The organism is uncultured Salinicola sp. (genome assembly GCF_937921195.1).
In the GTDB taxonomy this organism is placed as follows: domain Bacteria; phylum Pseudomonadota; class Gammaproteobacteria; order Pseudomonadales; family Halomonadaceae; genus Salinicola.
The window spans coordinates 55517-77668 of sequence record NZ_CALFQK010000109.1 but is presented as its reverse complement, the minus strand read 5'-3'; the positions used below and the strand labels follow the sequence as shown (position 1 = coordinate 77668).

Annotated in this window: 23 protein-coding genes; 13 read left to right on the top strand and 10 right to left on the bottom strand. The window is 61.9% G+C overall.

The window, feature by feature from the left end:
- Positions 1–70 precede the first annotated feature (70 nt).
- The 5 genes from cyoE to cyoA are packed head-to-tail and all read right to left on the bottom strand — an operon-like array spanning position 71 to position 4902.
- Positions 71–940, bottom strand: a complete 870-nt coding sequence (cyoE, locus tag Q0602_RS12595; RefSeq protein ID WP_295038208.1) for a heme o synthase — start codon at positions 938–940, stop codon at positions 71–73.
- 31 nt (positions 941–971) lie between these two features.
- Positions 972–1301: a cytochrome o ubiquinol oxidase subunit IV gene (gene cyoD / locus Q0602_RS12590; RefSeq protein ID WP_071231184.1), complete on the bottom strand. Its 330-nt coding sequence runs from the start codon at positions 1299–1301 to the stop codon at positions 972–974.
- A 1-nt stretch (position 1302) separates the two neighbouring features.
- Positions 1303–1920 carry a cytochrome o ubiquinol oxidase subunit III gene (cyoC, locus tag Q0602_RS12585; protein WP_071231185.1) on the bottom strand — a complete coding sequence of 206 codons (618 nt, stop codon included), beginning with the start codon at positions 1918–1920 and terminating at the stop codon, positions 1303–1305.
- A 2-nt stretch (positions 1921–1922) separates the two neighbouring features.
- Positions 1923–3905 (bottom strand): cytochrome o ubiquinol oxidase subunit I, encoded by a 1983-nt coding sequence (cyoB, locus tag Q0602_RS12580; protein WP_087720339.1) that lies wholly within the window; start codon positions 3903–3905, stop codon positions 1923–1925.
- A 4-nt stretch (positions 3906–3909) separates the two neighbouring features.
- Positions 3910–4902 carry a ubiquinol oxidase subunit II gene (gene cyoA, locus Q0602_RS12575; protein WP_367276968.1) on the bottom strand — a complete coding sequence of 331 codons (993 nt, stop codon included), beginning with the start codon at positions 4900–4902 and terminating at the stop codon, positions 3910–3912.
- A 471-nt stretch (positions 4903–5373) separates the two neighbouring features.
- Here cyoA and Q0602_RS12570 point away from each other — a divergent pair, with 471 nt between their 5' ends.
- The 3 genes from Q0602_RS12570 to yidD are packed head-to-tail and all read left to right on the top strand — an operon-like array spanning position 5374 to position 6578.
- Complete coding sequence (locus Q0602_RS12570; RefSeq protein ID WP_298843738.1) at positions 5374–5817, top strand: transcriptional repressor; 444 nt, start codon at positions 5374–5376, stop codon at positions 5815–5817.
- A gap of 36 nt (positions 5818–5853) precedes the next feature.
- The gene (gene hisI / locus Q0602_RS12565; RefSeq protein ID WP_298843735.1) at positions 5854–6297 is read left to right on the top strand and encodes a phosphoribosyl-AMP cyclohydrolase; all 444 of its coding nucleotides are present in this window, start codon (positions 5854–5856) and stop codon (positions 6295–6297) included.
- 20 nt (positions 6298–6317) lie between these two features.
- Entirely contained in the window at positions 6318–6578 is a 261-nt protein-coding gene (gene yidD, locus Q0602_RS12560; protein ID WP_298843773.1) for a membrane protein insertion efficiency factor YidD, read from the top strand.
- A gap of 16 nt (positions 6579–6594) precedes the next feature.
- Here yidD and Q0602_RS12555 read toward each other — a convergent pair whose 3' ends face one another.
- Complete coding sequence (locus Q0602_RS12555; protein ID WP_298843732.1) at positions 6595–7023, bottom strand: SufE family protein; 429 nt, start codon at positions 7021–7023, stop codon at positions 6595–6597.
- Between the two features lie 174 nt (positions 7024–7197).
- Between Q0602_RS12555 and Q0602_RS12550 the strand changes: the two genes are divergently transcribed.
- A complete protein-coding gene (locus Q0602_RS12550) occupies positions 7198–8169 on the top strand; it encodes a DNA-binding protein (protein ID WP_298843729.1) in 972 nt (323 codons plus the stop codon).
- A gap of 15 nt (positions 8170–8184) precedes the next feature.
- Here Q0602_RS12550 and Q0602_RS12545 read toward each other — a convergent pair whose 3' ends face one another.
- Entirely contained in the window at positions 8185–9150 is a 966-nt protein-coding gene (locus Q0602_RS12545) for a TAXI family TRAP transporter solute-binding subunit (RefSeq protein WP_298843726.1), read from the bottom strand.
- Positions 9151–9361: 211 nt separating this feature from the next.
- Complete coding sequence (gene nfuA, locus Q0602_RS12540) at positions 9362–9949, bottom strand: Fe-S biogenesis protein NfuA (RefSeq protein ID WP_149434843.1); 588 nt, start codon at positions 9947–9949, stop codon at positions 9362–9364.
- 185 nt (positions 9950–10134) lie between these two features.
- Here nfuA and metH point away from each other — a divergent pair, with 185 nt between their 5' ends.
- From metH to Q0602_RS12525, 3 genes are all read left to right on the top strand, one after another.
- Entirely contained in the window at positions 10135–13908 is a 3774-nt protein-coding gene (gene metH, locus Q0602_RS12535; RefSeq protein WP_298843721.1) for a methionine synthase, read from the top strand.
- A 117-nt stretch (positions 13909–14025) separates the two neighbouring features.
- Complete coding sequence (locus Q0602_RS12530) at positions 14026–15681, top strand: nitrite/sulfite reductase (RefSeq protein WP_298843717.1); 1656 nt, start codon at positions 14026–14028, stop codon at positions 15679–15681.
- The gene (locus Q0602_RS12525; RefSeq protein WP_298843714.1) at positions 15671–16204 is read left to right on the top strand and encodes a DUF934 domain-containing protein; all 534 of its coding nucleotides are present in this window, start codon (positions 15671–15673) and stop codon (positions 16202–16204) included. The genes Q0602_RS12530 and Q0602_RS12525 overlap by 11 nt, the downstream gene beginning before the upstream one ends.
- Before the next feature lie 55 nt (positions 16205–16259).
- Here the strand turns inward: Q0602_RS12525 and smrA are convergent, their stop codons facing one another.
- Positions 16260–16859 (bottom strand): DNA endonuclease SmrA, encoded by a 600-nt coding sequence (gene smrA, locus Q0602_RS12520; protein ID WP_298843710.1) that lies wholly within the window; start codon positions 16857–16859, stop codon positions 16260–16262.
- A 176-nt stretch (positions 16860–17035) separates the two neighbouring features.
- Between smrA and Q0602_RS12515 the strand changes: the two genes are divergently transcribed.
- From Q0602_RS12515 to pdxH, 6 genes are all read left to right on the top strand, one after another.
- Positions 17036–17461, top strand: coding sequence for a gamma-glutamylcyclotransferase family protein (locus tag Q0602_RS12515; protein ID WP_298843707.1), 426 nt, complete (start codon positions 17036–17038; stop codon positions 17459–17461).
- A gap of 165 nt (positions 17462–17626) precedes the next feature.
- Positions 17627–17971, top strand: a complete 345-nt coding sequence (arsC, locus tag Q0602_RS12510) for an arsenate reductase (glutaredoxin) (protein WP_295037275.1) — start codon at positions 17627–17629, stop codon at positions 17969–17971.
- 54 nt (positions 17972–18025) lie between these two features.
- Positions 18026–18670 (top strand): NAD(P)H:quinone oxidoreductase, encoded by a 645-nt coding sequence (gene wrbA / locus Q0602_RS12505; RefSeq protein WP_295037278.1) that lies wholly within the window; start codon positions 18026–18028, stop codon positions 18668–18670.
- Positions 18667–19053, top strand: a complete 387-nt coding sequence (locus Q0602_RS12500; protein ID WP_298843703.1) for a DUF2069 domain-containing protein — start codon at positions 18667–18669, stop codon at positions 19051–19053. Before wrbA ends, Q0602_RS12500 begins: the two co-directional genes overlap by 4 nt.
- Complete coding sequence (locus tag Q0602_RS12495; protein ID WP_298843700.1) at positions 19050–20300, top strand: hypothetical protein; 1251 nt, start codon at positions 19050–19052, stop codon at positions 20298–20300. The genes Q0602_RS12500 and Q0602_RS12495 overlap by 4 nt, the downstream gene beginning before the upstream one ends.
- A 150-nt stretch (positions 20301–20450) precedes the next feature.
- The gene (pdxH, locus tag Q0602_RS12490) at positions 20451–21101 is read left to right on the top strand and encodes a pyridoxamine 5'-phosphate oxidase (protein WP_295037308.1); all 651 of its coding nucleotides are present in this window, start codon (positions 20451–20453) and stop codon (positions 21099–21101) included.
- A 103-nt stretch (positions 21102–21204) separates the two neighbouring features.
- Here the strand turns inward: pdxH and Q0602_RS12485 are convergent, their stop codons facing one another.
- Complete coding sequence (locus Q0602_RS12485) at positions 21205–22095, bottom strand: glycine betaine ABC transporter substrate-binding protein (protein ID WP_295037284.1); 891 nt, start codon at positions 22093–22095, stop codon at positions 21205–21207.
- Positions 22096–22152: the final 57 nt, after the last annotated feature.

The window sequence follows — 22152 nt, the reverse complement described above, 5'->3', positions numbered from 1 at the left end:
GAGCGGCGGCTTCTCACATTGTGGGCGGACTTAAACCAGGGGGAAGGTCAATCCGTCAATCTCGATCCGATCATCCTGATGCAAGCGACAGCAGCGATTCGGCTATCGGCATTCGGCTATCCAGTGACATCATGACACTCAATGCAGTTACCACCACGATCGAGATACCGAAGACCTTGCGAGCCCAGGCTTGATCATTGGTGGTTCGGAAGCCTCTGAGCGTAATACTGAGCCAGTAACCGCCCACGGCAACGGCAACGATGGCGTAGGCCCATCCGGTATAGCCGGCAACCGATAGCATGACCGAGGCGATCACGAACAGCACCGTGTAGATCACGATATGTCGCTTGGCCACCGCGATGCCGTGCTTCACCGGTAGAACGGGTATCGATGCCGAGGCGTAGTCGTCGAAGCGAAAGATGGCAATCGCATAGGAGTGCGGCATCTGCCACATGCTGAAAATGATCAGCAATAGCAGGGCACCCAGATCGAACGTGCCCGTCACCGCACAGTATCCGATCACCGGTGGCGATGCGCCGGATAAACTTCCGATCAGCGTGCTGTAGACCGAGTGGCGTTTGAGGTAGAGGCTATAGGCACCCACATAGATGGCAAAGCCTAATGCCGCGAATCCGGTAGCCAACGGCGTCGTCATCCACGCCAGCAGGCCAAAACCGACGATACCCAGCAAGCACCCGAACAGCAGGGCGATCGGAATCGAAATCTCGCCGGTCACCATGGCTCGAGACTGAGTGCGTGCCATATGGCCGTCGATATCGCGATCGATAATGTTATTGAAAACACAGCCGGACGCGACGACCAACGAGGTGCCCAGTACCACTGCCAGAAATAACCACGGTTCGAAACGGCCACCGGCGGCCAGGAAATAGCCGCCGATGACTGTGACGAGATTGCCGAAGATGATACCGGGCTTGGTCAACGAACTGTAAGCCTTGTATGTCACTTGGCTATCACATCAAATTCAGACGGAGGTGGTGCATGATCCATAGTGATCCCCCGACAATCAGTCCTATGATCACCGCCGTAAATACAAAAAATCCACCAGATTCACGACCCTGCTGAGTTCTAAATTCGAGATGCATGAAAAGAATTAACTGCACCAGGACCTGAACTACCGCCGTGACAATCACCGTAATGGCAGTTGCCAGGATACTGAATTTCCCCAGCATGACTACGCCAAAAGCCGCCAGCGTTAGCGCAATCGATAGAATCAATCCAACAGTATAAGATTTATGGCTACCGTGGCTGGTGCCATCGTGAGAAGTGTGACTATCGTTCATGTCACATCGCTCCTATCAGGTAGACGAAGGAGAAGACGCAGATCCAGACAATGTCCAGGAAATGCCAGAACAGGCTCAGGCACAGCATTCGGGGTTTGGTCACACTGTCCAGCCCGCGTTTGGATATCTGGAAGAACATGATCGCGATCCAGATCAGGCCAAAGGTCACGTGCAGACCATGGGTACCGACCAGCGTGAAGAAGGCTGACAGGAAGGCGCTACGGTCCGGACCGTAGCCTTCGGCGATGAGGTTATGGAATTCGTACACCTCCATCGCGACGAAGCCAAAGCCCAGCAGGAACGTTACCGCCAACCACTTGAGGACGGCGCCGCGGTCGCCAGCATTCTGCGCCAAGACCGCCAGACCGAAGGTGAAACTACTGATCAACAGCAGAAAGGTTTCGACCAGCACGAAAGGTAGCTCGAAGATCTCCTGCGAGGTCGGACCACCCGCAGTGGCGTTGGCCAGCACCCCAAAAGTGGCGAACAGCGTCCCGAAGATCACCAGATCGCTCATCAGGTAGATCCAGAACCCGAAGATCTTCATTGCGCCTGCGTCGTGGTGCTCATGCCCGTCGTGGGCATGAGCGTCATGTTGCTTGATTGTGTCGGTTGCCATGATTAAGCCTGCATCTCCAACCGTTTGTGGTATTCACGTTCGGTCTTTTCGACCTCGGCAGCGCTGACGTGGTAGTCGGTATCGTTATTGAAGATACGGAACATGAACGTCACGAACATGCCGATGGCCCCCAGACCCGCCAGCCACCAGATGTGCCAGATCAACGCAAAGCCGAACAACAAGGCAAACAGCGACAGGATCGGGCCTTCCGCCGTGTTCCTGGGCATGTGAATGTCCTCGAACTTGGTCGCCAGCTCGCGCTTGAAGCCACCCGGCTGCTGCTTCATCTCCCAGTAGCTATCGATGGACGCGACATCTGGCAGGTAAGCGAAGTTGTAGTTCGGGGGCGGAGAGGAGGTAGACCACTCCAGCGTACGCCCATCCCACGGATCGCCTGTCAGATCACGGTTCTTCTCGCGATCGCGAATACTGACGACAAGCTGGATCACGATGCAGGCAATGCCGCAGGCGATGATCACGGCGCCAAACCAGGCCACGATCATCAGCGGCTGCCACTCGGTCTGTTCGTAGGACTGCATCCGGCGCATGGCACCGAAGAAGCTCAGCGCATACAGCGGCATGAACGCGACGTAGAAGCCGATCAGCCAGCACCAGAAGGAGCGCTTGCCCCATTTTTCACTCAGCGTGAAGCCGAAGGCTTTCGGGAACCAGTACGTGAAGCCGGCCATCATCCCGAACACCACGCCGCCGATGATGACGTTATGGAAGTGAGCGATGACGAAGAGCGTGTTGTGTAGCACAAAGTTCGCCCCCGGCACGGCCAGCATGACACCGGTCATACCGCCCAGGGTAAAGGTGATGATGAAACCGATCGTCCAGAGTACCGGCGTCGTGAACTGGATGCGCCCGCGATACATGGTGAACAGCCAGTTGAAGATCTTCACGCCCGTGGGTATGGCGATGATCATCGTTGCAATGCCAAAGAAGGAATTTACATCAGCACCCGCGCCCATGGTGAAGAAGTGGTGCAGCCAGACGGTGAACGACAAAAATGCGATCACGACGGTGGCCCAGACCATGGTCTTGTAGCCGAACAGACGCTTCTTGGTAAAGGTCGCGATGACCTCGGAGAAGACACCGAACGCCGGCAAGATCAAGATGTAGACTTCCGGGTGGCCCCAGGCCCAGATGAGGTTGACGTACATCATCTGGCTGCCGCCCATATCATTGGTGAAGAAGTGCATGCCCAGATAGCGATCCAGAGTCAGCAGGGCAATGGTCACGGTCAGGATCGGGAACGACAAAATGATCAGCACGTTGGTGCAGAGCGCCGTCCAGGTGAAGATCGGCATGCGAAACAGGGACATGCCCTTGGTGCGCATTTTCAGGATGGTGACGAAGAAGTTGATCCCCGTCAGCGTGGTCCCGATACCCGATATCTGCAATGCCCAGATCCAATAGTCGACCCCAACGCCTGGACTGTATTTCAACTCCGATAGCGGCGCGTAGGCCAGCCAGCCGGTCTTGGCGAACTCGCCGATAACCAGAGACATGTTCACCAGAATCACGCCCACCGCGAACAGCCAGAAACTCAGGTTGTTCATGAACGGGAAGGCCACGTCGCGAGCGCCGATCTGCAGCGGCACGACCAGATTCATCAAACCGATGACCATGGGCATGGCGACGAAGAAGATCATGATGACACCGTGGGCGGTGAAGATCTGATCGTAGTGTTCGGGAGGCAGATAGCCCTCGGCGCCACCGGCAGCAATGGCTTGCTGCGTTCGCATCATGATCGCATCGGCGAAGCCGCGAATCAGCATGACGAGCGCAACGAGGAAGTACATCACACCGATCTTCTTGTGATCGATGGACGTTACCCATTCGGTCCAGAGATAGCCCCATTTGCGATAATAGGTAATCAGACCGACGATCAGCGCACCGATGATCCCGATGGCCACCGCGGTGACCATGATGATCGGTTCGTGAAATGGAATCGAATCTAAGCTGAGTTTTCCGAACATGACGTTACTCCGCTGCCTGCGCACTCATGGGCATTGAAGACTCCCGTGCTTCGTTGTGCTCGCCATGACTGTCGCTGCCGCCATGACTCGCTTTGTAACTTTTGATCAGGTCGCCGTAGAAATCGGGCGAAACCTGAGAGAAATACTCCACCGGATGGGCAATGGAAGGCTCGGCGATCTGTTCATAGTCTTCCGGGAACATCATGGTGTTGGGTGACTGCTTGATCTTGTCGACCCATGCCTGGAAATCCGCATCCGACGTTACGTGTGTGTCGAACAGCATTTCCGAGAAGCCTTCGCCGCTGTACGCGGTCGAACGGCCACGGAAGGTGCCGATCTCGTTGCCTTCGAGATAGACATCGTTGTCCATGCCGGCCATGGCGTAGATCTGGCTACCCAGCGTCGGAATCATGAACGAGTTCATGACGGTACCGGAGGTCACGCGGAAGTGAACCGGCGTATCCACCGGAATGGCCAGCTCATTGATGGTGGCAATGCCTTCGTCCGGATAGATGAACAGCCATTTCCAATCGAGCGAGATCGCATCGATCGTCATGGTTTCCTCTTCACTGGCAATCGGCTTGTGCGGATCGTAAGAGTGCGACGTCTGCCATGTCAGGATGGCAAGAAAGAAAATGATGACGCACGGAATGGCCCAAACGAAGACCTCGATGATGTTCGAGTGCTCCCAGTTTGGCGTGTACTTGGCCGCGAGATTGGTTCCGCGATATTTCCAAGCAAACAGAATAGTCATCACGATGACCGGAATGACCACGATCAGCATCAAACCGAAGGCCGTGATGATCAGCGATTTCAGACCCTGACCAATCTCGCCGGTCGGATCCATCAGCGCTGAGCCACAGCCACTCAACAATAATGGCGCGGTTAACCACGTCATCACACTCAAATACTTGAGGGAGTTCCTTTTTCTCATCTCACGACCCCAGTGGAGGAAAGCTTTTCGGCCCTGCAACAATCGGTTAGCGGCCTGCATCATACGCCGCTAGCCAGGGCTGACAACTCTGACACGACGCGCAATGGCGTACCGAAGCATCGGACGTCGCCAACGAAGTAGGGATTTCGCGGTCGGCATTGTACCGAAAAAATGACTTTTGATCAGACGCTGGCGGGAAACTCCGCGTCAGTGTGGCGATATGTCGCAGACTGACGCGGCCCATTTCTCGATGTCACATCAGCGTAGCGCAACCTCGGGGTAAACCGAGCAGTATTTCGAAATCCCGAGCGATAAACATATCGGCATGCAGGCTGGATGGCTCGGATCATGATATTCCGTAGGTTCGCATAATATATATTATGTTAAATACGCTGCGCGCGTATTGTCTTGCACGCACCGGCATGTCGAATCCCTGGATGACGATCCACCCCGTCCGGGTGAATTCTTGTCCGGTGGTTCCTTCCAGCGCTAACGCGTAGAATGTGGCCCTCTCGATGCTTACCGGGAAGTTCGATGCTCGATTCGGATGTGCTGCTCAAACAGGCAGATCAACAGTGTCAGGAACGCGGCGTACGCTTTACGCCGATCCGCCGTCGCGTACTGGAAATGATCTCCAGTACGCCAGGTGGTCTCAAGGCCTACGATCTGCTGGATCGTCTGTCGGACGAACATGCGTCCGCGAGACCGCCGACGGTCTATCGGGCACTGGATTTCCTGATCGAGCAAGGTTTGGTCCATCGCATCGAATCGCTCAATGCCTACATTGCCTGCCCGTGCCCCGAACACGTCCACCGGTTCCAGTTGCTGATCTGCCGTCACTGCGGACGTGTCGAGGAACTGCATCAGGAAGCCGTCGGTGAAATGCTGGCATCCACGGCACGGGAACGCGGGTTCACGATCCAGCGCCAGACCATCGAGCTGCTCGGCGCCTGCGACGCCTGTCTCGAAAAGGTCTGATCACGCTAAGCTCATCTCCAGCTCGACGGAACTCTCATGTCCGATTTCTTTCACGATCTCGAGCGTTCATCATCCGGCGCTCGGGTAGCCATCGGCGATCTGCTCACGGCGGCCAGATGGAACGTCGATGGACTGATTCCCGCCATCGCGCAGCAACACGATAGCGGCGAGGTGCTGATGATGGCGTGGATGAACCGCGCGGCGCTGGAGGAAACGCTGGCCACCGGGCGTGTCTGCTACTGGTCCCGCTCCCGGCAGGCGTTCTGGCGCAAGGGTGAGACATCGGGCCAGCAGCAGCATCTGGTCGAGGCGCGTCTCGACTGCGATGGCGACACCTTGCTGCTCAAGGTGGACCAGTCGGGGCCCGCCTGTCATACCGGTCGACGTCACTGTTTCTACCTGCGCCTGACCCCGGGATTCGGTGAAGTCGACAGTGAGCCCCTGATTTCACCGGACACGCTCTACGGCCACAAGCGCTGATATCCGCCGTGATCGCCAAGATAGCCACCTGGCTGTTTACCGGTCTGATTCAACTCTACCGCTACGGTATCAGCCCGCTGATCGGACCACGCTGCCGGTTCTGGCCGACCTGCTCGAATTACGCGCTGGAGGCCATTCGGTTGCACGGGCCCTGGCGTGGCATTGGGTTGGCCATCCGTCGCATCCTGAAATGTCACCCTTTTCATCCAGGCGGCGTCGACCCGGTACCCGACCCCCACCACCGGAAGTGTCCGTGTCGCCGGGCAGACCACCAGGAGTAGGCGCCGGGCGGCGCGATCAATGCACCGCTCGGCTGTCCCGGGCCTCGCGAGCGATGGCGTAGATGCTTTCGATCATCGCATGCAGCCCGTTGCTGCGCGTCGGCGACAGGTGCTTGTCGAGCCCGAGTTCCGCCAGGAACCTGGGCTCCCCGTTCAGAATTTCATCGGGTTCACGATCGTCGTAGATCCGCATCAGGATCGCGATCAGCCCGCTGACGATGGCGGCATCCGACGTCGCGCGAAAGCGCAACCGCCCCGCTTCTTCCGTGGCGCGCAACCAGACGTTGGACTGGCAGCCTTCGATCTTGTATTTCGCCACCTTGTCCTGTTCGGGATATTCCGGAAGCTGGCGCCCCATATCGATGATGTACTGGTAGCGATCCATCCAGTTATCGAAGATCGAGAACTCATCCAGCAGCTCGGCCTGGGCCTGCCCAATACTCATTAGCGTCTCCTAGTCGAATGTTTGCATTATAGAGGTTGTACGATCCGATCCCCATAGTCTGACTTCTTTCATTACATAGAGATTTTTACGTATACACCTTACGTAAATCGCCTATGCTAGGTCCCAGGAGCCATCAGAAGCTCCGGCATCACTCGCAACGCAAGGGAACCAGACATGGCACGTAACGGAATCCGCTATGACGACGTCTGCCGCGCTATCGATACACTCCAGCAGCGTGGGGAGGCGGTCAGCGTTCAGAAGGTCCGTGAATTTCTCGGTACCGGCAGCTATACCACCATCAGCGATCATCTCCGCGAATGGCGACTACGCCAGAGTGGCGACTCGGTACAGGCCATTCCCCGCAATCTAGAACGCCCCGAGGGGCTCGATGCCTGGGTTGCCGATATCTGGGACAAGGCCCAGCAGGCCGCGTACGAGAAGCTAGCGGTCTACCGTCAGGAAGCCGACGAGCAGATTCGCGAGGCGGACGAAGCCAGCCACCAGGCAAGACGCCAGTGCGAGGATGCCGAACAGCGGCTGCAGGCGCTCAACGAGCACATGCTGCGCGTTCAGGAGCGTTTCGAGAGCAAGACCACCGAAGCCGCGCATCTCCAGGCCGAGCTGCAATCGCTGCAATCCGCCCAGAGCCAGCAGCAGAAACGCATCGTGCAACTCGAGCAGACCTGCCAGCGCCATCAGGCCAGCCTGGAGCAGGCGGAACAGCAGCATCGCGACGCGATGGCCAAGCAGCACCAAGCCAACCAGGCCAAGCTCGCCCAGGAAGAGAAGCGCCACGAGTCCGCGGAGTCACGGCTGATGAGCCTGCTGGAGGACGCGCGCCAGGAGCGCCTGAAGCAGGAGAAGCAGTATGAACAGCGCCTCGCGTCGTTGGATCAGCGATGCGAGCGGCTGCAGCAGGATCTCTCCGAACAACGCCGTCAGTACGGCCAGCTTCAGGAGTCCCTGCGCGCCGACAAGGTGCACATGGAACAGGCCGAGAGTGAAAAGCGCGTCAGCGACGACCGCGTCAAATCCATGCAACAGGAGCGCCAGCGCCTGGAGAGCGAGCTCAAGAATCTGCGTGCGGCCAATCGCGAGCTGCACGACAGACTGTCCCGCGCCGCCCTGCCCCCTACGGCCAGCTGATTTCGGGCTCGCCGATCACTCCTCGATCGGCAGCAGCCCCACCTCTTCGTAGTAACGCCGCGCTCCGGGATGCAGGGGCGCGGTCATCCCTTCTCTGGCCATCTTGGCTGCCGTCAGCGTCGCCAGCGACGGATGTGACCGACGCAGCGCCTCCAGATTCTCGAACACGGCCTTGACCAGCCGATAGACATCGTCGTCGTCGACGTCCGCTCGCGTCATCAGGGTCGCCCTGACGCCAAAGGTCGTCGTGTCATCGGGCGTATTGGCATAAGTGCCGCCAGGAATCACGGTGACGCTGTAATATGGCGCGGCCTCGATCAGATGGGCGACGTCGGGGCCGGACACATCGACCAGATGGGCACCGCACCGTCGGGTCGCTTCCTCGATGGCCTGCGACGGATGGCCGACGACGTAGAAAAATGCGTCCAGCTTGCCGCTGCACATGACCCGAGTCATATCTTCCGGTTTCAGCTCGCTGGCCAGGGCGAAGGCGCCTTCCGTCTTGCCTTTGACGGCCAGCAAGGCGTTCAGCGTGGCGCGGTGGCCTGAACCCGGATTGCCGACGTTGACACGCTTGCCCAGGAGGTCGTCGAACTCGCGGATATCGGCCGGCTTGGCCACGACGGTGAACGCTTCGGCGTGCAGCGAGAACAGAGTTCTCAGATCGGGGCTGGGACCGTTGTCGTAGAACTGGGCGGTGCCTTCGAAGGCCGCGTACTGAACATCCGACTGGACGATGCCGAAAGCGAGATCGCCGTTGCGAACGCTGTTGGCGTTATAGAACGACCCACCGGTCGGCAGCGCCCGGCAGGTGGCCCCGGTCGCCTGCTGGTAGAGCTGGCAGATGGCCGTTCCGGTCGGGAGATAGACCCCGGACGCGCCCCCCGTCCCGATGACGATGGGCGAACCGGCCCATACCGGGACGGACCAGAGCAGCGAGACCAGGGCCAGGCAACCGAACTGAAACCGCTTCGTCGACATGGGCGCTTCCTCTCCTCTTCGCTGCGCAATCCGGCCGATACAGGCAGGTTGCTGTCATCCGGATTATCGGCTGCAGCGAAAGAAGCTGAAACTCGCGGCCGGGCCGACCTACCTCCGGGGCGCTCGCCAAAACGCGAAGAGCGCCCGTGACGAGCGCTCTTCGCGGGAGACGGTGGTGGCAAGCGTGCTGGCCTGCGAGCCACGGCGAGTCTCAGTAGTAGGCGTTGGTGGTATCGGTATGGTCGGTGACGTCGCGGATGCCGGCCAACTCCGGAATTCGCTCCATCAGCGTCTTCTCGACGCCATCCTTGAGGGTGAGGTCGACTGCCGCGCACCCCTGGCAACCGCCACCGAACTGCAGCACCGCGATCTGCTCCTCGGTCAGCTGGATCAAGCGGATTTCACCGCCATGGGACGCGAGCCCAGGGTTGATCTCGCTGTAGAGGATGTAGTTGACGCGATCCTCGAGCGGGCTGTCGGCGTTGACCTTCGGCATCTTGGCGTTGGGCGCCTTGATGGTGAGCTGGCCACCCATGCGGTCCGCGTTGAAATCGACGACGGCCTCTTCCAGAAACGGCACGCTGTTCTTGTCGAGATAGACGCTGAACTTCTCCAGCTCCACCCGCTCGTCGCTGGGCTCCTCCTCGCCCGGGCGGCAGTAGGCAAGACAGGTCTCGGCATAGGGGGTGCCGGGCTGGGTGATGAAGACGCGCACGGCGATGTCGTCGACGTTCTGCTTGGCCAGCAACTCGGCCAGGTACTCCTGGCCGCTTTCGGTGATCTGAATCGGTTGGCTCATGAGACTGGGAACTCTGCTTGAGATGTACCGTCATGGTAGGAAAAAGCGCGCGCCAAGACAATCCCGAGTGATTTAGTCAGGCTTGTCGCCCAAGTCCCGCCACCCGTGGCTTTCTGATACCATGCGGCCCCTTGGCGTCTCGCGAGGGACGCGACCTGTCCACCTGCTGTTGGAGAGTCACCGCCATGACTGCCATTACCGCCTCCGCCTCGCTCGCCACGCTGAAACAGACGCTGAGCGAGCGTATCGTGATCCTCGACGGCGGCATGGGGACGATGCTGCAGGATCATGGCCTGGAAGAGGCGGACTTTCGCGGTCAGCGTTTCGCCGACTGGCCCAGCGAACTCAAGGGCAACAACGATCTGCTGACGTTGACGCGGCCGGATATCGTCGAGTCGATCCACCGCGCCTACCTGGAGGCGGGCGCCGATATCGTCGAGACCAACACCTTCAACAGCACCCGGCTGTCCCAGTCCGATTACGGCATGGAGTCGCTGACCGTCGAGCTCAATCGCGAAGCGGCCAGGCTGGCCAGGGAGGTCTGCGACGCCGTCGCCGAGGAGACCGGCATTCCACGCCATGTCGCTGGCGTGCTGGGGCCGACCTCGCGTACCGCCTCGCTGTCGCCGGACGTCAACGACCCGGCCAGGCGCAACGTCACCTTCGATCAACTGCGGGACAACTACACCGAAGCCGCCACCGCGCTGATCGATGGCGGCGCCGATATCATCCTGATCGAGACGATCTTCGACACCCTCAATGCCAAGGCCGCCATCTACGCTCTCGAGGCGCTGTTCGAGAGCCGCGGCGAACGGCTACCGGTGATGATCTCCGGTACCATCACCGACGCCTCCGGCCGTACCCTCTCCGGCCAGACGACCGAGGCGTTCTGGAACGCGGTCCGTCACGCCCGGCCGCTCTCCGTCGGCTTGAACTGCGCGCTCGGCGCCGAGGAGCTTCGGCCCTATCTCGAGGAGCTTGCGAACAAGGCCGACACCTTCGTCTCCGCCCATCCCAACGCGGGGTTGCCCAACGAATTCGGCGAATACGACCAGACCGCCGACGAGATGGCGGCCATCGTCCGCGAGTTCGCCGAGAGCGGGTTGATCAACGTCATCGGCGGCTGTTGCGGCACGACGCCGGAGCATATCGCCGCGGTCAGGCGCGCCGTCGACGGCATCGCGCCCCGCCCCGTTCCCGAGCGCCCCGCCGCCTGCCGCCTCTCTGGCCTCGAGCCGTTCAACATCGAAGCCGGCGCGCTGTTCGTCAACGTCGGCGAGCGCACCAACGTCACCGGCTCGGCCCGTTTCAAGCGCCTGATCCAGGAAGAGGATTACACCACCGCGCTGGAGGTCGCCCTGGAGCAGGTCGAGAACGGAGCCCAGGTGATCGACATCAACATGGACGAGGGCATGCTGGAGTCCGAGGAGGCGATGGTGCGCTTCCTCAACCTGATCGCTGGCGAACCCGATATCGCGCGCGTGCCGATCATGGTCGACTCCTCCAAGTGGGAGATCATCGAAGCCGGCCTCAAATGCATTCAGGGCAAGGCGATCGTCAACTCGATCTCGCTGAAGGAGGGCGAAGCGTCGTTCCGCCACCAGGCCAACGAGTGTCGGCGCCACGGTGCCGCCATCGTGGTGATGGCATTCGACGAACAGGGTCAGGCCGATACCTTCGCCCGCAAGACCGAAATCTGCCAGCGCGCCTACTGCTTGCTGGTCGATGAGATCGGCTTCCCCGCCGAGGACATCATCTTCGATCCCAATATCTTCGCCATCGCCACCGGGATCGAGGAGCACAACAACTACGCCGTCGACTTCATCGAGGCCACCCGGTGGATTCACCAGAACCTGCCCCACGCGATGATTTCGGGCGGCGTCTCCAACGTCTCGTTCTCGTTCCGCGGCAACAATCCGGTGCGCGAGGCGATCCACTCGGTGTTCCTCTTTCATGCGATCAAGGCCGGCCTGACCATGGGCATCGTCAATGCCGGCCAGTTGGCGGTCTACGACGACCTGCCGAGCGAGCTGCGCGAGGCGGTCGAGGACGTGGTGCTCAATCGCCGCGACGACGGCACCGAACGCCTGCTCGAGATCGCCGAGCAGCACCGCGGGGATGGCAGCGGCGCGGCGAAGAAGGAAGATCTCGAATGGCGAGGGTGGGACGTCGACAAGCGGATCGAGCACGCCCTGGTCAAGGGCATCACCGCCTATATCGAAGCCGATACGGAGGAGGCCCGGGCGGCCGCCGAGCGTCCCATCGAAGTGATCGAGGGCCCGCTGATGGACGGCATGAACGTGGTCGGGGATCTCTTCGGGGCCGGCAAGATGTTCCTGCCCCAGGTGGTCAAGTCGGCCCGGGTGATGAAGCAGGCCGTCGCCTACCTGATCCCCTACATCGAGGCGGAGAAATCCGGCGAGGCGCAGTCCAAGGGCAAGATCGTGATGGCCACGGTCAAGGGAGACGTCCACGATATCGGCAAGAACATCGTCGGCGTGGTGCTGCAGTGCAACAACTACGAGGTGATCGACCTCGGCGTGATGGTTCCCACGGAGAAGATTCTCAAGACCGCGCGAGACGAGAATGCCGACATCATCGGTCTCTCCGGCCTGATCACGCCGTCGCTGGACGAGATGGTCCACGTCGCCAAGGAGATGAAGCGCCAGGGTTTCACCCTACCCCTGCTGATCGGTGGCGCCACCACCTCGAAGGCGCACACGGCGGTGAAGATCGCGCCCCAGTACGACGAGCCGGTGATCTACGTCAGCGATGCCTCCCGCGCCGTCGGCGTCGCCAGCCGACTGCTCTCGCCGACCCAGAAACCCACCTACTTCGCCGAGATCCGCCAGGAGTACGACCAGGTCCGCGAGCGCAACGCCAAGCGCCGCCCCAAGGCTTCCGACCTACCCTACGCCTCGGCTCGGGAGCGGCGCTTCAAGGTGGACTGGAACCACTTCGAACCGGTCAGGCCGATCCAGCCGGGAATCACCGTGTTCGACGACTACGATCTCGACGAGCTGGTCGATTTCATCGACTGGACCCCCTTCTTCATGACCTGGCAGCTGTCGGGCAAGTATCCCCGTATCCTCGAGGACGAGGTGGTCGGCGAAGCGGCGCGCAGTCTGTTTCGCGATGCCCAGGTGATGCTGCGCAAGCTGATCGACGAGCGCCATATCCAGGCGCGCGGCGTGATCGGTCTGTGGCCCGCCAATAGCGTCGACGACGATGTGATCGAGGTCTACGCCGACGAGAGTCGCGAAACGGTGATCGAGCGGCTCCACCATGTTCGCCAGCAGAGCACCAAGGGCCGCGACGGCATCTGCCATAGCCTGGCCGACTTCATCGCGCCGCGTTATCGAGAGAACGGAGCGCCCAGCGACAAGCTCGACTGGATCGGCGGGTTCGCGGTGACCTCCGGCCATGGTGCCGACGAGTTGGCCAAGCGCTACGAGGCCGCCGGCGACGACTACAACGCGATCCTGGTCCAGGCGCTGTCCGATCGTCTGGCGGAGGCCTTTGCCGAGCGCCTCCACGAGCGCGTGCGCAAGGAGTTCTGGGGTTACGTGCCGGAGGAGACGCTGGACAACGACGCCCTGATCGCCGAAAAATACCAGGGCATCCGCCCCGCTCCCGGTTATCCGGCCTGCCCCGATCACACCGAGAAAGCCACGCTGTTCCGCTTGCTGGAGGCCACCGCCCGCACCGGCATCTCGCTGACCGACAGCTTTGCCATGTGGCCGGCGGCGGCGGTCTCCGGCTGGTATTTCGCCCACCCGGCAGCGAAATATTTCTCTACCGGCAAGATCGGCCGGGATCAGGTCGAGGCGCTGGCCCGGCGCAAGGCGATGCCGCTGGCGGAGCTGGAGCGCTGGCTGTCGCCCGTGCTCTCCTATGATCCGGACGACTCGACAGCCGAGGGCGGCGAACGGGGTCCAGACTCGGCGCTGGCCTCATGACAGCGCTGCTGTAATAACGATAAAGCAAGAAATTATGAGTATTTATTCTTTTGTAGAATAAAGCGAGCGCGGTAAGGTGCTCCCATTGGCAATCCATGACTAGCAGGATCAGGCCCGATGTATCGCTACGACTCTTATGACCAGACGCTCGTCGACGAGCGCGTTGCGCAGTTCCGCGACCAGATGGATCGCTATCTCGCCGGCAAGCTCGGCGAAGAGGAGTTCCGTCCGGTCAGACTCCAGAATGGCCTCTATATCCAGCGCCATGCGCCGATGCTGCGTATCGCCATTCCCTACGGCATGTTGAGTAGCCACCAGCTGCGCGCGCTGGCGGCCATCACCCGGCGCTACGACCGCGGCTACGGCCACTTCACCACCCGCCAGAATCTGCAGCTCAACTGGCCGGCGCAGGAGGACGTGCCCGATATCCTGGCGGACCTGGCCAAGGTCCAGATGCACGCCATCCAGACCAGCGGCAACTGCATTCGCAACACCACCAGCGATCAGTTCGCGGGCATCGCCAAGGATGAAGTGGTCGATCCGCGCCCTTGGTGCGAGCTGATTCGCCAGTGGTCCACCCTGCATCCGGAATTCGCCTATCTGCCGCGCAAGTTCAAGATCGCGGTCACCGGTGCCACCGAGGATCGCGCCGCGATTCACGTCCATGACATCGGCCTGCGACTGTTTTTGAACGACGCCGGCGAGCTGCGCTTCCGCGTGCTCGCTGGAGGCGGCATGGGGCGTACGCCGATGATCGGCGAGGTGGTACGTGCGGATCTGCCCTGGCAGCACCTGCTGACCTATCTCGAAGCCATCGTCCGCGTCTACAACCAGTTCGGCCGTCGCGACAACAAGTTCAAGGCGCGGATCAAGATTCTGGTCAAGGCGCTGGGCGTCGAAGAGTTCGCCCGTCGCGTCGAGGCAGAGTGGGCCCATCTCAAGGATGGCCCGCAGACCTTGAACGAGGGGGCGGTGGACGAAGCCAGGACGCACTTCCCCGAGCCGGCGCGTCGTCCGGTCGCCGAGTCGGCGATCGCTGCCTATGAACAGCTGCGGCAGAACAACCGAGCCTTCGCCCGCTTCGTGACCAACAACGTCATGGATCACAAGGTACCGGGCTACAAGGCGGTCACGCTGTCGTTGAAACGTCGCGAGGCGGCTCCGGGCGATATCACCGCGGATCAGATGGATGCGGTGGCGGATCTGGCGGAGACCTTCGGCTTCGGTGAGCTGCGGGTCACCCACGAGCAGAACCTGGTGCTGTCCGACGTGCCCGTCGACGAGATCGAGGCGCTGTGGCAGCAGCTCGACGCCCTGGGCATGGCCAACCCCACCGTGGGCACGCTCAACGACATCATCTGCTGCCCGGGCGGTGATTTCTGTTCGCTGGCCAACGCCGTCTCGATCCCCATCGCCCAGGCGATTCAGGAGCGCTTCGAGGACCTCGATTTCCTGTATGACCTGGGTCCGATCGATCTCAACATTTCCGGCTGCATGAACGCCTGCGGTCATCACCATGTCGGCAATATCGGCATCCTCGGCGTCGACAAGAAAGGCGAGGAGTATTATCAGATCTCGCTGGGCGGCAATGCCGACGACGACGTGTCGTTGGGCAAGATTCTGGGCCCCTCCTTCTATCGCGAGGATGTCCCGGACGTCATCGACAAGGTTCTGCAGGTCTACGTCGAGAAGCGCCTGGACGAAGAGCGTTTCCTCGATACCTATCGCCGTGTCGGTCACCAGGCTTTCAAGGAGCGGGTCTATGCAGCCTGAACAGGAACTTCAAGAGGCGCCGGAGACCGTCGCCGCCACGAGTGCGCTGATCAAGCTCGGCAAACCGGTCACCGATACCTGGGTGCTCTCCCGCGATGCGGAAAACCTGCCGGAGAGCCGTCCCGCCATCGTGCCGCTCGCCCTGTGGCAACGGCATACGGATCAAGACGATCTGGCGCCCTGGCTGCCGAGCGACACCGAGTTGACGCCGGAACTGGCGGCGGCGCTGGAGAAAGCCGCGTTGGTGGCGATCGACTTCCCCGCGTTCACCGATGGGCGCGGCTATACGCTGGCGCGATTGCTGCGGGAACGCTTCGGTTATGCCGGAGAAGTGCGTGCCATCGGCGACGTGCTGATCGATCAGCTCTACTACATGACGCGCTGCGGCTTCGACGCCCTGGCGCTGCGTGAGGATCAGGAACTCGAGTCGGCCCTGAAAGCACTCACCGCCTTCAGCGTCAGCTATCAACCCGCCGTGGATCTGAACGAGCCGCTGTTCGCCCGTCGCCTTCGGGAGCGCTGACCCTCTCCGGGAATCGAGCCAGCGACCCCGGCGACAGCCGGGGCCCGCGTTGGCGTCAGCCCCGGCGCTTCTGCTGACGTTCCCGATTGCGCGATCTGGCTCGCTCCGATTTGCGCAACATCACGAAAGTCGCCCCGATCCCCCCTTGTTGCGCCGGCGCGGAGCTGAAGGCCTGAACCTGTTCGAACTGCCGGAGCCAGTGGCCGAGATAGGAGCGCACGATGTTGGGGTGGCCGTCGTCCTCGCGGGAGCGACCGTGGACGACGAGAACAGTGCGCAGATCGTGTTCGTAGGCATCGCGGAGAAAGCCGAACACGGCGCGGCGACATTCGATGACCGGCATGCGCATGATGTGCAGTCGCGCCTCGGCGGGATAGCCGCCATGTCGCAACCGCTCGAGCACGCCGATCTGGATGCCGTCGCGACGAAACTCGATCGGATCGTGCGCACCGACCAGGTCGACGAACCGGTCGGACAGGAAGTCCCGTTCGTCGTCGCGGGCCTGCTGGGCACTCTCGCGACGCGCGAGCTGGGCATCGGAGGGTGGCGTCTGGGGCCGGGTGACCGCGGCCTTGTCCCGCCCCTTGCTGAGTGGCTGTACATCGGTACCCAAGGCCTCGCGGAATGCCTGGAAGTCGTTGGCAGCGTGACTCATGATGGCGCTCCTCCGTCGCTGACATCGTTGACGCTTCGACTTCGAATGCTAGCACGCGGTTCAGGATCCTCCTCAATGACGTCTTCGCAACCGTGCCTGCGTGCGACACCCGCGTCTTAAGGTAAGCTGACAGCCATGTTCCTCGAATTCCATCACGCAGAGCAGGGTTGTCAATTATGCGACGATTCGCCAAGTGGCTGTCGATTCTGCTGATTGTCGCGGCGCTCCTCGCCGCCGGCGGCTTCTGGTACACCTTCATGAGCCCCTACGGCTACCACCCTACCGAGACCGCCATCATCGATGAGCGAATTGCCGAGCAGGACGTGTTCGTCTACGGGACACTCCGCCACGACGGGTTGCGCTGGATCATCATGGGCACGCCGGTCGAGACACGCGAGGCGACGCTGAAGGGATATCGGAAACAGGACCTGGACATACGCCCGCAGCCGGATGGCGAGGTACGCGGCGAGGTGCTGACCGTCACCCCGGCCGCGCTCAGGGCGCTGGATCGCTACGAGCGGCTGGGCGTTCGCTACACGCGGGAGAGCGTCAAGCTGGCGGACGGCACGACGGCCTGGGTCTACAAGCGTCTGCCGGAGTAGCCGAGCGGGCGTGTCGTTGCCGGCGGCAATTGAGGCCCAGGTCCATCAGCCGCTACAATGCCGACTCCACACCGTTGCGCTGCCCCGCGTCGATCGACGGCCGTCAATACCCCGCGCGGCACTCGCGAAATGCGTCGCACCGCCATAGAAGGTTCTGCCGTACCGATGTCAACGCTCACGCTCTACCACAACCCGCGCTGCTCCAAATCACGCGAAGCCCTGGCACTTCTGGCCTCTCGAGGCATCGAGTTCATCGAACGCCGCTATCTCGATGACCCGCTGACCCGTGCACAGCTGGAAGGCCTCGCCAGGCGGCTGGGCGACGACGCCGATCAGATGCTGCGGCGTGACGAATCGGAGTGGCGGGCACGAGGTATCGATGACCCGACTCAGGCACAGATCATCGACGCCATCGTCGAGCATCCCCGTCTGATGCAGAGACCGATCGCGGATGACGGCGAATATGCGGTCATCGGGCGCCCGCCGCAGGCTGTCCTGCAACTGATCTAATCAACGCCTTGAGTGCAAGCCGCCCTTCGAGGTCCGTCCCTTCGAGGAGAAGTCATGACCGATCACACGGCCTCCAGCGGCCCGACACTGCCCTACGTGCTGGTGCTCTACTACTCGCGCCAGGGCGCAACGAGAACCCTGGCTGAACAGCTGGCCAGCGGCGTCGAGAGCGTCTCCGGCATCGAGGCGCGACTGCGTACCGTGCCAGCGGTCTCGCCGGTCTGCGAGGCCACCGCCCCCGAGATTCCCGACCAGGGGGCGATCTACGTCGAGGAGGCGGACCTGCGCCAGTGTTCGGGCCTGGCGCTGGGCAGTCCGACCCGATTCGGCAACATGGCCGCGCCGCTCAAGTATTTCCTCGACACCACCAGCGGGCTCTGGATGAACGGGGCACTCGTCGACCGGCCGGCCACCGCGTTCACGTCAACGGCCAGCCTGCACGGTGGCCAGGAGAGTACCCTGCTGACCATGTTGATTCCGTTGCTGCACCACGGCATGGTCTACGCTGGCGTGCCCTACAGCGAAACGACGCTGTTGAGTACCCAGAGCGGCGGGACACCCTACGGTACCAGCCATCTGGCCGGCCCCAATGCCGATCGCGAAGTCGACGCCGACGAGCGCAGGCTGGCGGTCGCCCAGGGACGACGACTTGCCGAGCTGGCCCTGGCACTCGCCTCGATGCGGAACGCGCGCCCATGAACGAACGCCCTTCCCGACAGCGTGATGCCGGCGCCCTCGACACCGCCCGGCGCGGCGTGTGGATCGCCTACTCGGCGCTGCTGGCGCTGCTGGTGATCAGCGGCATCTGGCACTACGTCCAGCAGCACGCGCAGTTCGCCGCGCTACTGGTGAGGATCCTGCCGCTGGTGCTGTTCCTGCCGACACTGCTGATGCAGCGCCGACGGGGCCACATCTGGTTGACGGCGCTGGGCGTGCTCTACGTCGTCCAGGGCATCATGATCGTGACCAAGGGCGGCGGTTCGGTGCTGGTCGGCGCCGAGATCCTGGCAGCTGGCGCCCTGGCCTTCACGGCCTATCGTTACGTTCGCCTGCGCGGTCGGCTCGACTCACCGTCTGCATGAGGCCGTCGAGCGTCCTGATTCTGGCCATGCTGACGCTCAGCGTGGCCTGCAACCTGTTTGGCTGGCCGATCTGGCCGGCCGCGATACTGGCCTGGCTGGCCACGTTGCGGCTGTTCCGTACCCTGCCCCGGGCCTCCCGGCGTCAGGCGGGGACGCTGTTCGTGGCCGGGTCGTTGCTGTGGGCGGCAGCGCTGGTGCGCGGCACACCCTACCCCCTGCTGAACGCGCTGACCATCAACCAGTCCCTGCTGATGATGTTTGCCGGGGTCAGCTTCCTGACCATGGCCACACCCAGAGTCAGCAGCGATCACCAGCAGCCGGGAAGCATGCTCGGCACCATGCTGGGGGCGCATCTGTTCGGCGCCGCCATCAATCTCTCCGTGGTGTTCCTGTTCGGCGAACGCATGCAGCGCGAGGGAAAACTGACGCGGTCGCAGGCGCTCATCGTCGGCCGGGGATTCACCGCCGCCGCTGCCTGGTCGCCGTTCTTCGTCGCGATGGGTGTAGCCTTGACCTATGCTCCAGGACTCGACTATCTCAGCCTGCTGCCCTGGGGTCTGTTGGCGGCGGCGGCGCTGCTGTTGCTCAACTGGCTCGACGTCCGGCGGCTGAACGCGCCATTCATCGGTTACCCCATCGAAAAAAGTGCATTGCTGATGCCGTGCACGCTGGCGATCGTGGTGATCGGGCTGCATCTGCTCTGGCCCGGTCTCTCGATCCCGCTGATCATCGCCATCGTCGCGCCCCTTTTCTCTTTTCTGCTCATGCCCCGCGACAATCGGCGCGAACGCATGCACCACCAGTTCACCCAGGGCCTGCAGAGCCTGGCGCCTCAGTTCGCCCTGTTTCTCGGGGCCGGCGTCATCTCGACGGGACTGGCGGCACTGCTGGCAAGCCTGCCGGACGGGCTCGACCTGCCAATCGATCACTTCGGCCATTGGCAAGCGTGGTTCGCCCTTGGTGCCATCGTGGTCGTCTCCTTCACCGGCATTCATCCATTGATCGGTATCGCCACGCTGGCACCATTGATCGCGCCGCTCCATCCCGATCCGACCCTGCTCGGCATGCTGTTTCTCATGTGCTGGGCACTGGGAACCGGCAGCAGCCCGCTCTCCGGCAGCAACCTGGCGATCTGCGTGCGCTACCGGATTGCCGTCCGCGACATGCTGCGCTGGAATCTCCCCTATGCCGTTCTCGGCTGGGGCTGCTGCGGTGTCGTGCTGGCGCTTCACGCCTACGCGGGTTGACCCGGTCCCGCACCAGGAGCTGTCGGCGTTCGGCGCGGCCGCCGCTGAAACGTCCACCGGCCCTAGGCTAATGACTGAGAGATGGATGGCCATCACACCGTCCGAGCGCGCTACAATGGCTACCATTCATCGCATTCGCATGGAGAACAACTGATGAGCGATCTCGCCGGTATGCGACGGGACTACGAAGGTGACGCCCTGGCGCCGGAGAACACGCCCGACGCCCCGCTTCCCCTGTTCGAGGGCTGGCTGGAGAAGGCGATCGAGACCGAAGGGCTGGATGCCAACGCCATGACGCTGGCGACGGTCGACAGTGCGGGCCACCCCCACGCCCGTATCGTGCTGCTGAAGGGATTCGATCAGGCGGGCTTTCGTTTCTATACCAACTATCAGAGCCAGAAAGGCAACGAACTCGCCCACGTTCCCAACGCCGCCGTGGTGTTCTGGTGGCCGACGCTGCAGCGCCAGATTCGCATCGAAGGGAGTGTCGCCAAGGTGGACTCCCGCCAGTCCGACGACTACTTCGCCAGCCGGCCGCGCAAGAGCCAACTGGCGGCTTGGGTCTCCCAGCAGAGCGTCGAGATTCCCAATCGCGACTGGATGCAGGAACGGCTGTCGCGTTTCGAACAGGTCTATTCGGATCAGGAAGTCGAACGACCGCCGCACTGGGGCGGTTATCTTCTGGTGCCTCTCGCGGTGGAGTTCTGGCAAGGCCAGCGCAGCCGATTGCACGACCGCGTGCGCTACACCCGCCGGGACGAACACGCCCAGGAGTGGCATCGCACCCGGCTGGCGCCTTGAGCCGCCCGATCGGCTGATCCTCTGGCGCGGACTTTCGCGCTTCTCGACGCAAAGCGCCCGATCAAATGACCGGGCGCTTCGTCATGAACGAGGGTGAACGGCGTTATTCGGCAGTGCCGTCAGTCCATTCGGCGACCACATCGGGGTTCTCCTCGACCCACTTCTTGGCATTCTCGTACGGATCCGAACCCTCTTCCTGGTTCATGAGCATGACCTCGCCCATCTGCTCCGGCGTCCAGTGGAAATTATCCAGAATGGCGTAGGCTCCAGGCAGTCTCTCCTTCAACCCTTTGTGCACGACCGTATCGATGTGCTCGGCATCACCGTAGGCTTTCTTCGGATCGTCGAGATACTTGAGGTCCCAGCGCGCGAACATCCAGTGCGGCGTCCACCCCGTCACCACGATGTCTTCCTTGTTCTGGATGGCGCTGGCCAGTGCGGAAGTCATGGCGGGCCCGCTGCTCGACTGCAGCTGCAGGTTGTCGAGGCCGTACTCGTCGATGGCATTCTCGGTCTGCGCCATCAGGCCGGCGCCCGGGTCGATCCCCACGATCTTGTCGTCGAACAGATCGGCGTTGTCGTTGAGATCGGCGATCGAGGAGACCTTCTCGTAGGTGTACTCGGGAACGACCAGACCCAGCTTGGTGCCTTCCAGGTTGACTCCCAGGTCCTCGACATCGTCCTTGACCTGCTTGTAGTAATCGCCGTGGGTGGTGGGCAACCAGGCACACAGAATCGCGTCGGCGTCACCGGTACCCACCGCCTGCCACATCACGGCGGCGCCCAGCGAGTCCATTTCGACGTCGTAGCCCTGCTCCTCGAGCACGGCACGAACGACATTGGTAGACGCTACCGTGGATGCCCACTCGACGTAGGCCAGCTTGACAGTGCCTTTGCTGTCCTGCGCCTGGGCGACACCGGCGCTCATGCTGAGGCCGGCGGCCATCATCAAGGCGCCATAGCGAACGGCTTGTGACATTGCATTGCGTGTCATCGACTTTCCCCTTCTTGTGGTTTATGTACCGCGAGTCCTGCTGTCGACGAGTGGCTC